The sequence below is a fragment of the Paenibacillus sp. LC231 genome, from assembly GCF_001860525.1.
In the GTDB taxonomy this organism is placed as follows: Bacteria; Bacillota; Bacilli; order Paenibacillales; family Paenibacillaceae; genus Paenibacillus_AQ.
On the sequence record NZ_JFOM01000053.1, the window covers coordinates 330466 to 349392 of the forward strand.

An 18927-nucleotide genomic window follows, 5' to 3' on the forward strand; every position below is an offset into this window, starting at 1 on the left:
AACTCGTATTTGTCCTAACCATCTTGTTCGAAACATCTAGTCCTGTTCTGGAATCACGGGATCTTCCAAGGGATAATATCCTTCCGGATCATAGTCATCCCAAATATTCCTAAGCGGATCCTCATCGGATATTTCGACTTGGATCATGCCTGCCTCATAATATCCATCCTGCTGCGGGTTCTGTATATGCAGGGGGATATACGACCGGTCTTCGAAAAAGAGTGCTATACTCAGCGTATATTCTCCCGGTAACATATCCTTCAAGGGGACCATCTCATTATGGACAAGGTCCCCGGTTAACCAGGAATGCGTGGCGGCGTGCAGGGGATATTCATAGGAAACCTCCCCCTGCTGTAACTGCACCCATAACTGAAAATCCCGGTATATTCTCGAACTGCCCTCGTTGACAAACCAGAAACGCAGCGGCAAGCTTCCACGACTATATACCGTTTCCGGATACGTCAGTCTGCGTAAAGTTAGATGATATCCAAGTCCTATATTCAGATTGGAGAGGGCGGCGTGCCAGCGATATGCCTCGCGTCTGGTATGAGGACCGCAAACGGTATCGGTCACATCAAGGACTACCTGGTAACGCTTCCATACCTTCTGCAGCCTATGTATGGCAAAAGCCTCACAGCATTCGATCCAATTCTCCTCACCGCACTTCACCAGCAGGCCAAATCCGCGGCCGCGGTCTCTTACATGTTGAATCAATCTGTCATTCTGCAGTTCGGCTAGCAGCGTCTGCGTCTCAAACGACTCCCCATAAGCGTTCCATTCTTCCTTACTGTCAGCTAAGGTTGATATCAGAACGGCTGTTAAGCGTCTGTCGGAGTCGATATAACTCCCGACTTTTCGGACCAAGGCCGCAAAACAATCAGGTTCGTAACCCTGAACCCAGATTGGCAATTCCGGTACCAGGACAAGAATGGGATTATGGGCCTTACGCAGTGCTTCTTTGATCGCTTCAAGCCTGTATTCTCCTCGAACCGGCTCAAGCGCTCTCCAGGAAAAGGAGACGTATTCGAATGGACCCTGGCTTGCATCAAACTCCCGGTTCAATAAGGGCTGCGGTCGGATTTTTACGGTTTTATACTTCTCGTAATTTTCAAGCGAGTATTTCCCCATCCTCTTCTCTCCCTTGCAAATGGCTGTCAACGGTGCGATGGAATTGCTCGATGTCTGCATCGGTTATGTACGGCCGGCTGCCAATCTTGTCGATATCCTCCCGCAATACAATCATGCTTAATGTGTTAAAACGGGCTCCCGTCTCCATATACGCCGCAGCTGCTTTTTGCAGGGAGGTTGTATATTCGCCTGGGTTTCGGACCGGGTCTGCCTTCCTGTCCCCAAAGGCTTCATAACGCAGCATGCCGTCCCCTTCCATGGTCGGATAATTATAGAATTGTCGTTGAACGAGGACAATATTGCTTCTTTCATGATCCAGGATCAGCGACAGCCTGGTATCATAAAGCCAGCTTGAGCTCCAGAAGCCTTTGATGGGTAACTCCGGAAAGTACTGGTCATAGAATGCAGCAGCCATCTCCATGGAATTCTTCAACCTGTCCGGCGTGTACCCGGGGCCGGATGGAATGTGGAGCGCTAACAGCGTATCCCCTGTTTGAAGTACCGTCTCCCATTCCTTCTTCAGGATCGGCGTCGTTTCTCTTTCAACGAATCCCATGGGATTTATCCGATTAGCGATGACAAACTCGGCATTCTCGTGCCATTCTGAGGTGAAGTTTCCTTGAAGATCATATACATCATTGATTCCGTTCCGTTGTCCATCGCTGCGAAATTCTTCGCCTGCGTGCCGAAGCGCAATAACCTCCTGCGTGTTCACATGACGGAACATGGTGAAAGGATCCTCAAATCGGTAGGGGATAAAATAAAACCGGTCTAACAGAAAGATGGAGCAGGTATAAAAATTCATCACCCATGGAAAATCATGAACCTTGGCATCGCCGCGGAGCACCAGCTTTTCCAATTGAAGCTTCAGGGGCTGTTGAGGGATCTGCTCGTAGTAAGCTTTAGGTATGGCACGCGCCTCCAGTTTGTTCATGGAAGGAACAACGCAGGCCAGCAGCAAAAGAAAGGAGTATAATTCTCCGTATTGCGCCATGCATCCTGGCGTCATATTCGTATAATGGGTCTCATCACAGCGATTGCGCAAAGTGCACATATCCTCTACTAAGAATTGGGTAAAATGAAATAGTACGTCATCCTTTTCTATCGCCTCAACCCCATGAACGAGCCATTGGCGGATAGGTTCAGGAATTTGATACTGCTCGAAGATTCCGGACAAGAACTCCCGCGGGATAAGATGGGGCTTGCCATCCGGCTTATATCGATCATATTTAGCTTCCAACCCTTCTGGCAGGTAATCAAAGTTGCAGATTGCGATACACTCGTTAAACTTCAACAGACTCTCCATTTCCTTGTCTCCCCCGTTCAACTGTTAACTTGCCCATCGGGTAATAACCGTCCTTGTTCCCCTCGATGGCCAGCTGGATATTCCCGATTTCCTTAACCCCGGTTTCGATGCCAATCTCCAAATCATACTCGCCTTCGGACATATTACCAGGTAAACCGAAACACTCTTCCCACACAATATCTTCGTCTGGCAGCCACTCCCTAATATCCTCTCTGCTGCGCAGCGTATAGGTTTGATCATGGCCAGTAAGCCTCACAACCAGCGGATAAGGATTATAAATCGGCGCTACTCCTACATTAGCCCACAATGCACTGATTTTTAGCTGACCGCCTGCCTTCACCAACGAGTCGTACGTGAACTTTCTCAATTCAAAGCGGTATCCCATCTTGTTCAGCCAAGCCTTGACCTTCTCTTTCCACGGTTCGGGGACTACCGATCCTTTATTGTTAAAGGATGAAATATGCCACTTCAGCGTTTCTTGAATGATATAATCCATATCCCAGCCCTGAAGATACCAATCATTCATGTGCCAGCATGCTTCAAATAGAACCGGAGCCTTCTCCCAGGCATCGCCCATCTTGAAATTCTGAATATTCTGGGGATAGAAATCCGTCATATGTGACCACTCATTACCATGAAAGCCGCCCATATCACCCAAGCAATCGACGCGAAAGCCCACTTTGGCTTTGCGCTCCTTTATGATGCTGATCGACAAGGCATCATGCAGCAATGCTTGGAGAGGGGTTATCTTAAACCCATCCAGGTAGGCATCTGTAATCTGTTTAATGGCCTCCGGCTTTAAAAACTCCGTTCCGCCGCCTTCTCCCCAGGCCCCTACAATCGTCAAATCAACCGAGCTTATGACCGGATGTCCGTCAAACCGTGCGGCAAACGCTTTGATAAAGTCAGACCAATACAACACATAGGGTGTTGTCTCAGGATCTACTCTCCAGAACGGAAAGTCCGGCTCCTCCGGATGTTCCGCACGATACCAGGCGGGTATATCATCCTCTTCGCTTAACGCGTATGGGGAACAGCGAACCACGGCCGTACAGCCTATCGATTTGGCGTAGTCCAGCCTCTCCTCAAGAACCTCCCACCTGTACTCTCCTTGGCGAACTTCCAGATCCCGCCAGCGCACGCTGCAGAAATACACTTTGCTGTCGGGATGATTGTACGTTCTGCTGTCTTCCGTGAACTTATATTTCTTGTGCTCTTCCCCTCGATTGTCGCAGATCCGATCCAGGTCTCCCATTAACCCTGGTGCTGCCGTAAAACCTATGCCCGGGTTGTTTAGGATGTCTTCTAACATCATGGGGTAAACCGTTACTGCTTTGTTCATGTTCTAATCAACCCCCCGCCGCCTGATAAACAAACACCCTCGTTTTGTTACGTTAATATAACGTAACAAAACGACGTAAAACTTGTGATATTTCGTGATTTCATGTTATATCATCCCTGCGTATCCTTGCAATAATAATTTTGGTTTTTTTTAAAATTTGTAGTAACACAGCACAACAGAAACATGTTATGATTGATTTTAATCGTGAATATAGATACACTTGAATAACGTAACGTTATCACGCAACAAATTACGCAACAATACGTTTATCAAGTCCATCATTGTTTACCATGTAACATTCCTATAAACTCTAAATGGTGACTATTCGTAACTAAAAAGGAGAATGTGTTTATTTATGAGTACCATTCGGGATGTTGCTAAATTAGCAAATGTATCTACCGCCACCGTATCCAGAGTGTTAAACAATGATACGAAATATAAAATTACGGACGAAACCCGGGAACGGGTGTGGCAGGCTGTTACGCAGCTCAACTATAAAATCACTTCAAGTCCCAAGCGGAAAGTTGTAACCACGGATCATTCCGACAGCAAGTCGCACATCAAAATCGGGTGTGTACTAAGCGTTACAAAGGATAAATACAACGATCCTTATTTCATGTCGATTTTATCCGGCGTGGAAGAGCGATTGCTGAGTGCGGGATATAGCATTTCCTTTATTCGGACTGGAATTGAACTGAATGACAGCAAGATTTTATTCCATACATTCAGCGAACCGATTACCGGCCTGATTCTTATGGAATCGTTGAACGGTGAAACCTATGAGTATATACGCAAGCAGGTTCCTTATATCGTGGGGATTGATACCGAACGCGGGGATATCGATAATGTGGGCTATGATCATTACAATGTCGCTTCGATGGCCGTCAACCATCTCATTGACAAAGGTCACACCCGGATTGGATACATCGGGGGGAGCGGATTAACGAATAACCTGAAAGACAGCCGCCGTTATCGAGGCTACTACGCCAGCATGCATGCTGCCGGAATGTCGGTGAATCCCGATTGGGTTATTGATTGCATGTGGGATGAAGCGGTCTGCATTGAAAAAGTGAATCATTTATGCAAAACCAAAAATTGCCCGACCGCCTTCTTTGCAGGCAGCGATCTAATGGCTATGGCCGCCCTCAATGGCTTGTATAACAACGGCATTTCCGTTCCTAATGAAGTAGCCGTCATAGGCTTATCTAATATTGAGGTATCCAAATATTCCAATCCCCCCCTATCAACGATCGACGTACCGACAAAAGAAATCGGCATGGTTGCCGTCGACAACCTGATCGACAGAATAAACGGAAATCAACTGCTGCCTAAGAAAGTGATTTTACCTACCCGCTTGATCGTACGCAGTTCTACTTAATGACTGCAACAAAGACGAGATGAATATGTTCTTTGCCCATAGACCCACTGCACAAGAAGCACCCGACACGGTGCTCTTTTTTTCATGGTGGATGCGGGAACTTCAATTGGAAAGGGGGTGAAAGCTTCAGATTCGGTAGAATGATTTCTACCGTTAATAAAGAAGTTTGGATTTGCGGGCTTTATGACATCCATCATTTTGTGAGGAGGTTTGACATGAAAGCATGGGGTATCAAAATGAAGTTGACGCTTACTGTTTTTACGATGACGGCCATTCTTATTGCCTTATTCCCTTCTCCCCTCTTTATTTCGACTGCGGAAGCAGCCTCCATCGTTATCGATGGTAATCCGGGCGACTGGGAAGGGATTCCGGTTATTTCCACGAATTCGGGAACAGCTGGCGTCCTAAAGGCTGCCCACGATGACAGCAATCTGTATCTGCTTGTGGAAGGCGCCGGCCTTAGCACCAACATGGGGAGCTTCTGGCTGAATACGGACGGGAAAACTTCCACCGGATATCAAGCCTTCGGATGGGGTGCGTCGGGTATTGAATGGCTCCTCGAAAATCAATCGCTATATCGCTATGCAGGAAATGGAACCACCTGGAATTGGAATTTGTCTTCGACTCTTCCTTCTTCTCAATATGTACGTACCTCATCGACCATTGAAGCTGCACTCCCTCTCGCAACGCTTGGACTTGCAACAGGCAGCAGTGTGAACATCGGATATCTGGATAACAACTCGGATATAAACCGACTGCCAGCGCAGAACCAGTCCCTTCCCGTTTATACGCTTAAGGCAGGTAATCCCGGAGAAGACCGGATCGAATTTTACCCAAGCGAGCTGGATGATCCGCTTAATAACCCGTTTAAGGGCTGGGCACCTTCAGCGAAATCTACCCATTACCCTCAGGACCACCGTCTCGTGTATGCCGGTGTCACCTGGAAGGAGTTAGAGCCAACCAAAGGCAACTATGATTTCAATGCGATTGAAGCGTCCAACCATTTCGACTATTGGCAAAGCCGCGGAGTCAAGGTAGTCCTTCGCGTTATTCTTGACAGTCCTTCCGGCGTGCCTCACCGGGATATACCTGACTGGCTCTATCATGACATGGTAAGTCTGGGACAATCTCCAGGCAAGGCCTACCAGGATGCAACCGGAGGCATGGGAGCCGGCAACAACACGGGCTTCTCCCCCAATTACAGTTCCGAGTATCTGATCGCCAGACATAAGCTTGCCATTGAGGCGATTGCGGAGCATTACGACACGGCTGACAGCCCGATTGCTTTTGTACAAATCGGTTCGCTTGGCCATTGGGCGGAATTCCACACCTGGCCTTACATCGGACCGAACGGGGAAAGCAACTATACGGGCGCATTTCCTCCGAACGAAATATCCAATCAGTACATTCAGCATTATATCGATGCATTTGCCGATCAGGAGGATCTTACGCAGCTATTGATCAGACGAAGCGTGGAATTGGCCAAGAATAATAACAAGGGTCTGGTTCTTGGAATGTATAATGATATGTTCGGCGATCAGCCGAGCTTCGATTCCGAATGGGGATGGTATACCGGCACACAGAACGGTTATTGGGATGATATCGGCCAGCAGCAGCCAAACCATGCCAACTTCTGGGACACGCGCGTATCTGGCGGTGAATTTTACGGCGGTGCCTATGGCATGAATGCTGCACTTACAACTGGCAGCGGCTTCAATGAGACACTGCGGCAGACCGAGCTCAGCAAACCGAGCTGGCTGGGACCGAATGCTCCGGCTTCCTTGGCGCTGGGCAATCCTTTGCAGGGCAATATGGATACACTGAAGAAACGAATGGGCTATCACTTTGTCGTGAAGAAGGCGGCATATCCGAACGTGAATACCGGAGACTCATTAGATGTATCCATCGCTGTGGAAAATAAGGGGGTTCAGCACTTCCCGTTCAACTGGCCTGTTGAAATCCAGCTGCGCAGCGGCGGGAACATCGTGGCGCGTCAAACGACAACCGCAGACGTAACAACCTGGAGAACCGGCTTGCATACGGTCTCAGGCTCTATCTCCACCAACACGCTGGCAAACGGAACCTATGAGCTGGCAATAGCTATTCTTGATCCGTCTACAAACCACCAACCTGGGGTTGATTTTGCTAATACGGAACGTCTATCAGACGGAGCTTATAAGATCGGTACATGGACAAAATAACGAAAGCGGCAGACTGATATCCGAAACGATGAAAACAGCTATCGGGATATTCCCGATAGCTGTTGTTCGTCTCAGTTTCCAATAAAACCACTCTCTGGCTGCGCGCTCCACAGTTCAGGTAACCGTGTTCCTGATATGACTACACTTCACACCAAGCCTTTCAATTGGTAAGATTCCCCTTATTTTCCCTATGCTTCATTCCGGCCCATGCTATAATGGACTCACTATTTAAGCATACGGAACAGGGGCGACTATTTCATGAATTCTCCTAAAACAGTACTGATCATTGAAGATGAACAGGATATCTCGCGCATTGTGAATGATTATTTGCGTGTTCAGGGATTCAGCACATTCATCACGGAAAATGCCAGCGACGGATTGCAGGAAGTCCGCAACCGGCAGCCGGATTTTATCATTCTCGATCTGACATTGCCTGATGCTGACGGAATTGAAGTATGCCGCAAGCTCCGTACGTTGACGGCTGCGCCCATTCTTATTTTAAGTGCCCGCAGCAGCGATACGGACAAAGTGCTTGCCCTTGGTTTCGGCGCCGATGATTATATGACCAAGCCTTTCTCGCTCAGTGAACTGGTCGCCCGCGTTCAGGCACATTTGCGCAGAATTGCAGACCCGAAACTCCAGGCATCCCCACAGCAGCGACTGCAATTCGGCGCTCTATCGATTGATAAAAATGCCCGCAAGGTCATGGTCGGACAGCAGGAAATTTCGTTATCCGCTAAAGAATTTGATCTGCTTTACTTCCTGGCATCCAACCCGAATCAAGTGTTTACCAAGTCGCAGCTGCTGGATCAGGTCTGGGGGTATTCAGCATATGTCGAGGATAATACCATCACGGTCTACATTAGGCGGCTCCGCGAGAAGCTGGAGAGGGCCGAGATCAACTCCTCCTATATCAAAACGGTTTGGGGCGTCGGTTATAAATTCAACCCCGATGAGACGGCGTAGCCCCCATGTACTGGAAATCGTGGCATACAAGAAGGCTCTGGGCAGCCTGCCTATCTGTTATGGTTATTTTGCTATCCGTCGTCTGGCTCGCTTGGCCCTCAAACCAACCCGCTTCGTCATCCATTGTCAACCCAATTCGCGTGCTGACAAATACGGTTGTCCATAGCCTGGAGAATGAGCATGCTGACTTGCTGCTGGCCGATGCTCCGATTCGGCGGCAATTAACCAGCTGGAGTCAAGAGACAGGGATCGGCCTCAAGGTTGTATTTCCTGACGGAACGATGATCTATGACAGCGATGATTCATCCGTGCGCCATATTGATCCGCGCTTTGAACTCGACTACACGCTGCGTATTTCTGACGGCGAACCGCCCTATTATCATCTCGCTTTTCCGCTGCTGGACGCCGGCAGCAAGAGCTTTGTGGGCTACGCTCAGTTTGCTGTGCCTGCATCTGTCGTGACTGCAGTAATGCCCCCCTCCGACTCCTTTATCTATGTGCCATGGATCATGCTATCTCTGGCACTCTTGACGCTGCTTTATTTATTCTTCTCCATCGGACGTCGGGTGCAGCGTGATTGGGTTCAGCCTGTTGCCGGGCTCAAGCCTTATGCCGAAGCTATATTGAAAGGCAACTACGAGCAGCGTGCCGAATGGACCAGCGATAACGAGGTCGGGGAGCTCTATGCCGTATTTGATCTCATGCGTGAAGAGATTCGTAATTTGCATATGCAGCAAGCCGCGCACAGCCAGTCGCACAAAGAGCTGATTTCCAATCTGTCTCATGACTTAAAAACTCCGCTGGCAACGATCAAAGCCTATATCGATGCAATTCGGGAAGGTATATGCCCGGATCTGCCGAGTGTGATGGCATACCTTGAGGTGGTGCATGCGAATACGAGCAAGATGACCGTGCTCGTAGACGATTTGCTGCTGCACGCGCTGCGTGATCTGGAGCAGATTGCCGTACATCCGATTGAGCAATACAGCGCTCCAACGCTGGAGCCGATCTTGCGGGCGATGGCCCATTATATCCGTACGATGGGCGTACGCTGCCAAGAACCCTCTGCTATTCCCAACGTGCTTGTCGTTATCGATGCCATACGGATCGAGCAAGTTCTGTCCAATCTCGTCACGAACGCACTGAAGCATACGGAGCCCGGGGATACGATTCGACTCGCTGTTGAAGAACACTCGGAAACATCCTGCCTGCAGATCATCGTCTCCGATACAGGGAGCGGAATTCCCCCGCAGGATATGCCTTTTATTTTTGATCGGTACTACCAAGGCAGCGTTTCACAACGAACGGCCAGCCAACCGACCGAGCGCCACGGGGTCGGACTTGGGTTGTCGATTTGCAAGTATATTATGGAAGCGCATGGCGGCACGATCTCTTTTCACAGCCAACAGCAGCAGGGAACGACTTTCTACTTGACTCTGCCCCTCAGCTGACCCCTGTCATACTTTATTTATAATTTGATAACAACTGTGCAAGAATCGTTCTCTATAATTTGGTGGCATGGGAAGATAAGAGAGGAGATCAGAATATGCCTTCAAGCAAAACCATCATGCTGCAAGCTGCAAATTTATGTAAAACATACACCACCGGCAAGGAGCAGTATCATGCCATTCGGAATGTCGATCTGTCGATTTACGCGGGAGATTTTACGGTCATCATGGGGGACTCGGGGTCGGGAAAGTCCACCTTGCTGTACTTGCTCAGCGGACTTGATGAAGTGACAACCGGAGAAGTCTGTCTGCAGGGACAGCGCTTTGATCAATTTTCAGCCAAGGAGCTTGCACGCTTTCGGGCGAATCGGATCGGTTTTATCTATCAAAACAGCAACCTTGTACCCGATCTGTCGCTGTTCGATAACATTGCCCTCCCTGGATATATCGCAAATCAGGACAAGGAACAAGTACGGCAACGGGCAAATGACTTGATGGTCAATCTCTCCCTCGATAAACAGAGCAGCCGGTTGCCTTCCCAAGTATCCGGAGGGCAGCAGCAGCGGGCGGCAATCGCCAGGGCGCTCATCAATAACCCGGACATCATTTTCGCTGATGAACCTACCGGCAGTCTGAACTACGAGCAAGGCGTTACGGTGCTTGATATATTGAGCCGGATGCATGCGGACGGTCAATCGATTGTCATGGTCACCCACGACATGAAGGCAGCCTGCCGGGGCAATCGCCTTATCTACATTCGCGACGGCAAGATCGGTGGCACGCTGGATATGGGGCCCTACAGTCCGGAACAGGCCTCCGAGCGGGAAGCGATGATCTTCGCTTATGTCACCGGGAGGAGGTAGTCTGGGATGCGAGCCATATTAACACTCTGCTGGGGCAACCTGCGCAAAAGAACAATGCAAAACACGCTGATCGCATTGCTTATTGCCCTATCCGCTCTACTCGTCAGCACCGCATTCACGGTCTTGATGAATACGGAAAATGTATTCAATGATCGCCATACGGCTGCTCATGGTGCGCACGAAGTCATAAATATGACCCGTGGGCTGCATGACGAACAGTTGGTAGCCGACTGGTGGTCCAGCCAAGAAGGCGTAAACACGTCCAGCTTAATCCCTTACAAGCCATGGACCGGACTGGTCTTTAACGGGGAAGAATTGCCCAATCTTTATCTGTATATGATCAATACCCCGCCGATGCCGCATGGGGTCAACAATCCTCTTCCCGGTACAGGCCCTGAGCATCTGACGGTTCCGGAAGTCGGCGAAATCTGGATACCCACCTCGCTTGCCTACAAATACAACATGCATATCGGCGATGAATTGCTATTCACCTCAGGGTCTGCACCGGCACAATTCACGATCGGTGCGATTGTCATTGACATATCCCATGGCGGTCCTTTCTCGACCACTGCCCGCATCTGGATGAACGAAGCCGACTATCGGTCAACCATGGGTAGCTTGTCCACTCAGGAGCAATACATGTTGTCGCTTCGCTATGCGTATCCTGAACAAAGCGAGGAATACTGGCAGCGCTTTGAGCAGGCGCTCGGTTCGCCGTTTTTAGAGGAACGCGTTTCGTTTGCCGAATTGTCGGCCTTTTATTTTATCATGAACAAGGTGATCGGCTTTGTGATGAGTTTCCTCGGACTGGTCATGATCCTCGTCGCCTTGCTCACAATCGGCTTTACGATCACGGACACAATCCTTGCCAATTACCGCACGATCGGCATTCTCAAATCGATTGGCATGACCTCCGAACGCATCATCGGCACCTACTTGCTGCAGTACGGTTTAATGACGATTGTCGCCTTGGTCCCGGCACTGATTGCAAGCCACTTCCTTTCAGATGTCATCATCCAGAATTCCCTGTCTTTCCTCAAATCCGACACAGCTCCTGTTCCCGTTCAAGCGGCAGACGTTGCGATCTGGACTGGCTGCGGCCTGCTGCTCATCATCCTTCTATGCGTCCTTGTTTATGCTTCCAAGACACGCCATATCGAGCCCATTCAAGCGATCCGTTACGGCATGTCGGAGTCTTCACATAGTCGTATCCATCGGCATGGTGCCCGCAAAAAACTGCTGGATCGATGGTCCGTACCCACGGTTATCGGCTGGAAGCATGTGAGCGGCAACAAAAAAAGCGCAGCGCTGATCTTTCTGTTGATGAGCATCACAGTGGCTGTGCTCGTCTTTGGCGCCGTGCTGGTGACCAGCATCTATCGCATCAGTGAAACGTCGGCCCAGTGGGGTTATGACGATGCGGATATCGCGATTATGGTTATCCATGCGGAAGGTATGGATCGGGCGGAAATGCAATCTTATATCCAAAGCGACCCTCGGGTTCACAGTCTGAACTGGTCCGGATCAGCCACCGGCGTCATCGCCATGGCCGAAGTGGATGACAAGCCTCAACAGACATTCAGTCTCCCTTTGACGGTCGTAGAAGGCAGCATGGACGAGATCGGATTTGCCTCGCTTGCAGGCCGTAATCCTGCACTCCCTAATGAAATTTCTATCGGAATCAATATTGCCCGTAAATTGCAAAAAGGCATCGGCGACGTACTCACGATCTACATTGAAGGCGAACCGCATCCAGTGCTGATCACCGGCACTTTTCAGTCCATTTCCAATATGTCGAACGTCGCCAGGGTCACATCGGATCTTGTCGAGCAGTTGAATCCGGACGCCGGGTTTATTCAACTAAAGGACAATACGGACAGCGATGCGTTTGTGCAGCAGTTGAACGAACGTTACAGCCCTTCCATTCAAGCGCTGAAGCAGGAAGTGCTGCTCGATTCCGTATTCAAAGAAGCTGCGGCGGTTTTGCTCATTCCGATGAGTATGCTGGCCCTACTGTTCATGGCTGTCACTTGTCTTATTGTTTATACAACTTGCCGGCTGCATATTCGTAAGGAAACGAAAACATATGGCATTTATGCCTCGCTCGGCCTGACCGCAACCGACATTCGTCGTGCCTTGACAAGCGGCATTGCCGGACTGGCTGCGCTCGGTGCGCTGGCTGGCATCGCTTGCGGCGTCTACGCATTGCCGGCCGTGCTGCGCGGTCTGCTCTCTGCCTATGGGATTGTCAAGCTGCCGCTTATCATGGAATGGCCGCTCGTCATTGGGCTGACTCTGATCGCGCTTGTTATCGCCATCAGCGGCTGCTGGCTGGCTTCGCGAATCCTCCGCCGCACCTCCCTTCGCGTGCTGGTCATGGATTCATGAAGGCCGTCCATGAACAGAAGATGACCTCCGAATGTCGGAGGTCATCTTTTTACTTCTTGCCTTAATAAATCTTCTTATTTTAATTCACATCGTATTTGTTCTTTCCACTTGATAATATTTGCGATGGCATTTGTTTCACCGCCTAAATAGATATCTTCTATGGTCATTGACCAAAATTTGGGCTTGTGATCTCTTTCGTTATGCGGAAGAGGATTTGTTATTTTACCCACCTTGGTTACTGACTCTCGATTTTTCTTGAACGCTGGAAACACATAAGGCACAGAAGGTATCTTCTGTGCCTTGATTCAAATATGAAGAAGATCTACTTTTTTTTAATATATTCCTCTTGGTTTTTTAATTCCATGTAACGAATAATCAGCTTATCCAACGACTGTGAAATTGCGACAACATCTTGATGCACCAATTCGAAACTGCTGGCCACTCGCTCAAGTTCTCTTCGGAGAAGTTCGAGTTTTTTCGATACTTGTTTGAGTTCACTCTCGATAGAAATCACCTTGTTCACCCACCCCCGTCGTAACAAGTGATTGATGACAGTTGCCACAGTTATCGATAACGCGAATCAGTATATATAACTTACTTATCATTATAAATTTCGACGGTAACAAAAAAAATACCCATAATTGGGTAATCTTTATTTTAAGACAAGTTTTATGACGGTTATGTAAATTTTTTAAGAAATGCTCCTTTGTGGTTGACTCTCGTTTTTGCATAGATCTTTTTAATAAAAGTACGAACCGTGCTTTGGCTAATACCATAAATATCAGCAATTTCAGGGACATTTTTATTCTCAAGCCACCCATAGGCTATTTCTTTCTCGCGATTCGTTAATTCATATTGGTGAAAGTGAGAATAGATCAGCTCCCTTTGCAGAACGGGATCCTTTTGAGGTAATTTTTCTTCAATATTCTTGGCCAGGTGTTCAATGAGCGGTATGGCAAATGTAACTTCGTGCAAATAATGAAAACTAAGACCAAGGTAGCCTATGATCACATTTTTTATTCGAAGGGGAGTACAAACACACGCCAATTCTGAAAACACGCGATTACAATGCTCGGCCCCAATTACGACAGAAAGCGCTTGTTGTTCCATAGATAATGAAATAGCGTTGCTTCCTGCGTCTTTCATTGCCAACGAGGTCCCATTTTTTATATTATTCCTCTCGAGGAAACTTCTTAAAGAACCTGTTCCGCAATAATCGATAACGGCACCATCCGTATCTGTTATAACAAATAAATAAGGTATGGACAGCAAATTGTTCATATTCCTGGTTTCCTCTTGCAGCAAATAAAGAATTTCTTTCCGTTCAATCAACCTTTGTTTTATTTCAGTCATACTGAGGATATTAGGAAAATGATTGTTTACTTCTACCAGTGTTCTTTGACCCATTATTTCCCTTCTTCCCTTGTAAGAATAAGCGTTAAATAATGAAATCGATCTACTATTCATCGCTGCTGCATTCGACAGCTCACAGCAAAAAATAAAAAAACCATCCATTATGAACCATAGCAAAATAGGACGGAGGCTTCCGTCGTATTCGGCAGCTGGCTGGCATCGCGGTCTGAAGCAAGATCCACATTAGCCCCTGTAGCTTTGCGTCGCCGCTTTTCAGCGGGTTTGCTATTGTCGTACGAAGAGTATGAATTTGTCGAATATCCAAACATGTTATGACTTATTCAAACTATAACTTACATTGTTTTTCATTTAATATAGGTCGTACGACCCAAATTTCCATATTTTTGTTATATTTGTCAATCACTCTTACACGTATACATAATCACTTTTTGCGCCAAGCGGGTTGATAGACCGATTTCGGGGGAGGGAACTGGTGAATCCAGTTAATGATCCGGGTCGATATCCACTGGCATACAACTGCAAGGATAATAATTTTCCAATCGATCACATAGGCAGCGAAAGCGAATATGATTCCATTCATCCAGAACAATGAGGTGCCCGGGTTGATTCTTTTATACTTATAAATGGCTAAGGCAACATAACCGATTCCCCCATTCGATACCCTCTGCTTTATGAGGATGGCGACACCTGTTCCGAGAATAACCGAGCCGAATAGAAGATCGATCCATACGTTGCCGAACGGGGGTTCTAGAAACACCTCGAAGAAATTAACGGAAACGGACGTCACTGTTATAACAAATATGGTTCCAAAGGCACTGACACCATCAAGATAAGGGACTGTAAAGGCAAGGAAAATAAAATTAGCGAGCCACAGTCCGAGACTCATCGGGATCTCAAACGCATGGTTCAGAAGCACCGCGATTCCAGCTCCTCCCCCCGAAGGAATGGCGTGAGGAAACAAGAACATGGCCATGGCAAAACCTTGAATGATGGAGCCGGCGGTAATGTAGAAAAGTTTCTTGGAAGCATGACGATAGAAAAAGGGGCTCTTCCGCCCGGGTAGGATCTGTAAGTTCACACGGAATCATCCTTCATAGATTAGAGTAACAAGCTAGTCCTGCTTTTTTAAGTGTATGCTTGTTCTCTGGAGGGGATACCGGGATAGATCTTTTTAACGAAAATATGTATAGGCTGACTCTGGAGATATCCATAGGCAGCCCGCTAGTATTTATCATTCTCTTGTGGTTTGGTCTATGTTTAAATTACGTAACAAAATCCATCGGTTTGTTTCTCTCTCACCCCGAGTTCAAACGTATCTTGACGAAGACCCCGGCGCATCGTTTCAAGGGAAAGCACTTCGGTGGGTTGGATATTTCCCAAATGTACGTGAGATCCAAATTTGCGGAGAAGCATCGCTTGCTGCTGCTTAAGAGGTGCCTCCCAAATCAGCTTTCTTGCATCCGACACGTTGTCGATGATATTATTTATCATTTCTTCCTGACACTCGCCATGCTTATCGTAAATACCGATGCCTAGTCCAGACTCGCGCGCTTCAACAATGATAAACTCGGCGCCTACGTCTAAATCCGCTTCCATTGTATACGCTAGCATTTCGGCGTCGATGTGGGAACCGGATTGTTTTTTACCATACTCCGTATAAACCCGAAGTCCGCGTTGTTTACCTTCCCGGATGAGTTCCGTTCGTTTTTTTCGAGACATCTCAATCGTGCCGTCAGATACTTCTATAGCGTTAAATCCAAGACGGCAAACGGTATTAAAAAATGCGGGGACGACATCTTGCTGCACGGCTGTCTCAAGCAAGGTCCCGCCGGGCATGACCGTGATTCCATGTTGTTTGGCTAGATTGATCTTGTATAGCAGCATTTCCGTTTTATACAGCGGAGCCGTCCCAAAACCGAATTTGACACAATCGATGTAATCCGAGGCTGTTTCGATCACATCTGAGAACATGTTTCTACCCAGGCCTTTATCAATTACCATCGTCATCCCGCGTTCCATGACCCCGTAGGTGTCGTGGTCTTTTTTGCCGTGTTCGGGATTTTCGCGCAGCCCGCTCGGATCACATATCTCCATGGGCCAAACTGTTCGCAGGGAACTGTTCATTCTAGGATCTCCTCAATTCTTTTTGATTTAGTCGTTTAATCCAATGACATTGGCATAATATGCTCATACCCATTGACAGGTGCCCATCTTTTGTCATAGGGATTTGTCCGGTCATCCGATCTGCCGCGGCGGCTTAATCAAAAAGAACACCAAACCTAGAGTAACCAAAGATAGTGAAGACACGGTTATAAAAACAACCTGATCCGATTTATCCATCATCCATCCGAACAAGGGCGGCCCTGCTGCAACTCCCAAAAATCGCAAGCTATTATAAAGGGACGTAATCATCCCTCGCTCACTTTTCTCAACTGCACCGGTGATCATCGTATTCAAGCAAGGAAGAAGCATTCCGGTTCCGATACAGCTGACTGTCAGCAGCCCGATAAACACGTAAATGTTCTTAAAAAAGAAAAGTGTAGCTGCCAGAGACAGGGTCATGGCAATCAGCCCGATATTCATCAGCCAACGAATCAACAGGCCATTCTTCTTGATCAAGCTTCCCGTCGTATAGGAAGTGATAACCATCCCAAGCAATGGAATGGCCAAAATCAAGCCCTTCACAACCCCGTCAATGTTATAAGGCTTGTCTTCAAGAATGTTGGATAGATAAAACAGTATGCCAAACAAAATGAATAGCCCCAGCGAACCGGCAAAAAAAGCAGTGATGAGCCAGCGGCCTTTTTCTTTAAAGATGTCTCCGATTTTTCCGAGGTACTTCCTTAGTTCTTGCTTTGAATGTTGTTTTGATTCTTTGATCATAAAAATGACGGCCAGCAACGATAGTGCACAGAACACGGGAAATGCAAAGAAGGAAGCATACCATACGATCAGCATAAGCAAGGAGCCGATGATCGGGCTGAGTACCTTGCCGGCGCCATTGGAGGCTTCGATTAAGCCCAGTGCCTTGCTCTCTGTCCCGCCATCGTATAAATCGCCGACGAGCGCCATGGCAATCGGTGCTGTTCCGGCGGCCGCTAGCCCCTGAATCGCCCTCGCGGTAATAATCACCCCAAAAGAGTTCCAAATGGCACCGAATCCTGCCAGAATACCGGCACCTCCATATATGATCAGGGCGGGTATAATAATAACTTTGCGTCCAAATCGATCGGACAAATAACCAATAATCGGAATAAACAAGCCGGCTGCCAAGGAGAAAATCGTGATGATCAAGCTGCTTTGGAATTTACTGATACCCAGTTCCCTTTGCATTTCAGGAAGCCCCGGAACTAGCATGGAATTGCCAAAAACGAGCACGATCGGGATCGTTGCCAGTGCGATAAATTCCCACACTTGACCCTTTGAGCCGGTAGAAGTTTTTGATTTTCCGGTGGATTCGCTGTCTTGTGTCTCCTCGGAGTCGGTCTGCAGGTCGATATCGCTATGAAAGCTGATATTCAGTTTTCGCTTTTTGGTCTTCTCCATGGTATCGCTCCTCGGACTTGAAGTTCGTGTAGAACAGAACATTTTCTTTATTTCCACGCTTCCTAATTATCACCACATCCGGATTTAATATTCCATCACTGCTGCTGAATCCATTAGAGGATTTGAGCACTCCTTGGGTTTGGGCAAATATACTGTTACTAAAATAGCCCATTATGCCGGGTAAAAGGGGATACGACATGCCGATACAGATTATTCAAGGACACCATCACACCTTGGACGCATCACACATCAATATTGTAATTGATGTTATAAGGGCTTTTACCGTAGCGCACTACGCCTTTATCCATGGGGTTCAGGGTATCATTCTGGCAGGAACTCTGGACGATGCCTTGCGTCTAAAGAAAATCTATCCTGACTTTTTATTGGCGGGAGAGATACAGGGTCTGCCGATTCCGGGGTTTGAGCTGGATAATTCGCCTGCGCGTTTACATGACTTCGATCTTCGGGAGAAATTTCTGATCCAAAAGACAACCAATGGAGTTACAGCCACCCTAAACGCATTGAGCACCGAGCATCTATTCGTTACCGGGTTCACAAATGCAAGAACAACCGCAGAGTTTATAAAGAGGAACCTATTAAAAGACGATGACATGACGATTAATGTAATTGCTTCGCATCCGTCAGGGGATGATGATCTGGCCTGCGCACAATATGTATCGGAAATTCTCCAAGGCACTAATCGTATATCTGCCGAACAAACCATTGAGCGAATTCGAAAGTCAGAAGCGGCCGGGAAATTTTACGATATTGAAAGACCGGAATTTTTACAGGAGGATATTTCGTTTTGCATCCAAGAGATCCCTTCCGACTTTGTAATGAAAGTGAATCTGAACAAAAACCATCCGTTGATTGAAAGGTTCCAGGTGGGGGCTTCAATCACTGATTATGATGGGTACCGCCTGTGAGTTTCTGATTCGTCATCATAAGGGTATAATTTACATTGATAAAAGAACGAATGTTCGCATA

At 47.8% G+C, this 18927-nt stretch carries 15 protein-coding genes and 1 riboswitch; of the genes, 7 read left to right on the forward strand and 8 right to left on the reverse strand.

The window, feature by feature from the left end; genetic code table 11:
• Positions 1 to 36 precede the first annotated feature (36 nt).
• From AK95_RS28735 to AK95_RS28745, 3 genes are read right to left on the reverse strand one after another with little or no spacing between them, the layout of a single operon-like run.
• Positions 37 to 1128 carry a DUF4832 domain-containing protein gene (locus tag AK95_RS28735; protein ID WP_071223325.1) on the reverse strand — a complete coding sequence of 364 codons (1092 nt, stop codon included), beginning with the start codon at positions 1126 to 1128 and terminating at the stop codon, positions 37 to 39.
• Positions 1109 to 2434 carry an acyltransferase domain-containing protein gene (locus AK95_RS28740; protein ID WP_071223326.1) on the reverse strand — a complete coding sequence of 442 codons (1326 nt, stop codon included), beginning with the start codon at positions 2432 to 2434 and terminating at the stop codon, positions 1109 to 1111. Before AK95_RS28740 ends, AK95_RS28735 begins: the two co-directional genes overlap by 20 nt.
• Positions 2412 to 3776 (reverse strand): DUF4832 domain-containing protein, encoded by a 1365-nt coding sequence (locus AK95_RS28745; protein WP_071223327.1) that lies wholly within the window; start codon positions 3774 to 3776, stop codon positions 2412 to 2414. The genes AK95_RS28740 and AK95_RS28745 overlap by 23 nt, the downstream gene beginning before the upstream one ends.
• Positions 3777 to 4131: 355 nt before the next feature.
• Here AK95_RS28745 and AK95_RS28750 point away from each other — a divergent pair, with 355 nt between their 5' ends.
• The 6 genes from AK95_RS28750 to AK95_RS28775 all read left to right on the forward strand — a co-directional run bounded on the left by AK95_RS28750 (position 4132) and on the right by AK95_RS28775 (position 13020).
• Positions 4132 to 5154, forward strand: coding sequence for a LacI family DNA-binding transcriptional regulator (locus AK95_RS28750; protein ID WP_071223328.1), 1023 nt, complete (start codon positions 4132 to 4134; stop codon positions 5152 to 5154).
• A gap of 215 nt (positions 5155 to 5369) precedes the next feature.
• On the forward strand, positions 5370 to 7355 hold the full coding sequence (locus tag AK95_RS28755; RefSeq protein WP_071223329.1) for a DUF4832 domain-containing protein: 1986 nt from the start codon (positions 5370 to 5372) through the stop codon (positions 7353 to 7355).
• 258 nt (positions 7356 to 7613) lie between these two features.
• Positions 7614 to 8321, forward strand: coding sequence for a response regulator transcription factor (locus AK95_RS28760; protein ID WP_071223330.1), 708 nt, complete (start codon positions 7614 to 7616; stop codon positions 8319 to 8321).
• A gap of 5 nt (positions 8322 to 8326) precedes the next feature.
• Complete coding sequence (locus tag AK95_RS28765; RefSeq protein ID WP_071223331.1) at positions 8327 to 9772, forward strand: HAMP domain-containing sensor histidine kinase; 1446 nt, start codon at positions 8327 to 8329, stop codon at positions 9770 to 9772.
• Positions 9773 to 9867: 95 nt separating this feature from the next.
• Entirely contained in the window at positions 9868 to 10632 is a 765-nt protein-coding gene (locus AK95_RS28770) for an ABC transporter ATP-binding protein (RefSeq protein ID WP_071223332.1), read from the forward strand.
• Between the two features lie 6 nt (positions 10633 to 10638).
• Positions 10639 to 13020, forward strand: a complete 2382-nt coding sequence (locus tag AK95_RS28775) for an ABC transporter permease (protein ID WP_071223333.1) — start codon at positions 10639 to 10641, stop codon at positions 13018 to 13020.
• Between the two features lie 322 nt (positions 13021 to 13342).
• Here the strand turns inward: AK95_RS28775 and AK95_RS28785 are convergent, their stop codons facing one another.
• The 5 genes from AK95_RS28785 to AK95_RS28800 form a co-directional block, all read right to left on the reverse strand.
• The gene (locus tag AK95_RS28785; RefSeq protein ID WP_071223335.1) at positions 13343 to 13534 is read right to left on the reverse strand and encodes a Spo0E family sporulation regulatory protein-aspartic acid phosphatase; all 192 of its coding nucleotides are present in this window, start codon (positions 13532 to 13534) and stop codon (positions 13343 to 13345) included.
• Positions 13535 to 13698: 164 nt separating this feature from the next.
• Positions 13699 to 14427, reverse strand: coding sequence for a helix-turn-helix transcriptional regulator (locus AK95_RS33940; RefSeq protein ID WP_162487663.1), 729 nt, complete (start codon positions 14425 to 14427; stop codon positions 13699 to 13701).
• A gap of 147 nt (positions 14428 to 14574) precedes the next feature.
• A riboswitch (cyclic di-GMP riboswitch) is annotated at positions 14575 to 14670 on the reverse strand.
• A 145-nt stretch (positions 14671 to 14815) separates the two neighbouring features.
• On the reverse strand, positions 14816 to 15460 hold the full coding sequence (locus tag AK95_RS28790; protein WP_074961973.1) for a YitT family protein: 645 nt from the start codon (positions 15458 to 15460) through the stop codon (positions 14816 to 14818).
• Positions 15461 to 15651: 191 nt separating this feature from the next.
• Positions 15652 to 16518, reverse strand: a complete 867-nt coding sequence (gene comA / locus AK95_RS28795; RefSeq protein ID WP_071223336.1) for a phosphosulfolactate synthase — start codon at positions 16516 to 16518, stop codon at positions 15652 to 15654.
• Positions 16519 to 16629: 111 nt separating this feature from the next.
• Positions 16630 to 17940 (reverse strand): MFS transporter, encoded by a 1311-nt coding sequence (locus tag AK95_RS28800; RefSeq protein WP_071223337.1) that lies wholly within the window; start codon positions 17938 to 17940, stop codon positions 16630 to 16632.
• Positions 17941 to 18137: 197 nt separating this feature from the next.
• Between AK95_RS28800 and AK95_RS28805 the strand changes: the two genes are divergently transcribed.
• Entirely contained in the window at positions 18138 to 18866 is a 729-nt protein-coding gene (locus AK95_RS28805; RefSeq protein ID WP_071223338.1) for a 2-phosphosulfolactate phosphatase, read from the forward strand.
• Positions 18867 to 18927 lie beyond the last annotated feature (61 nt).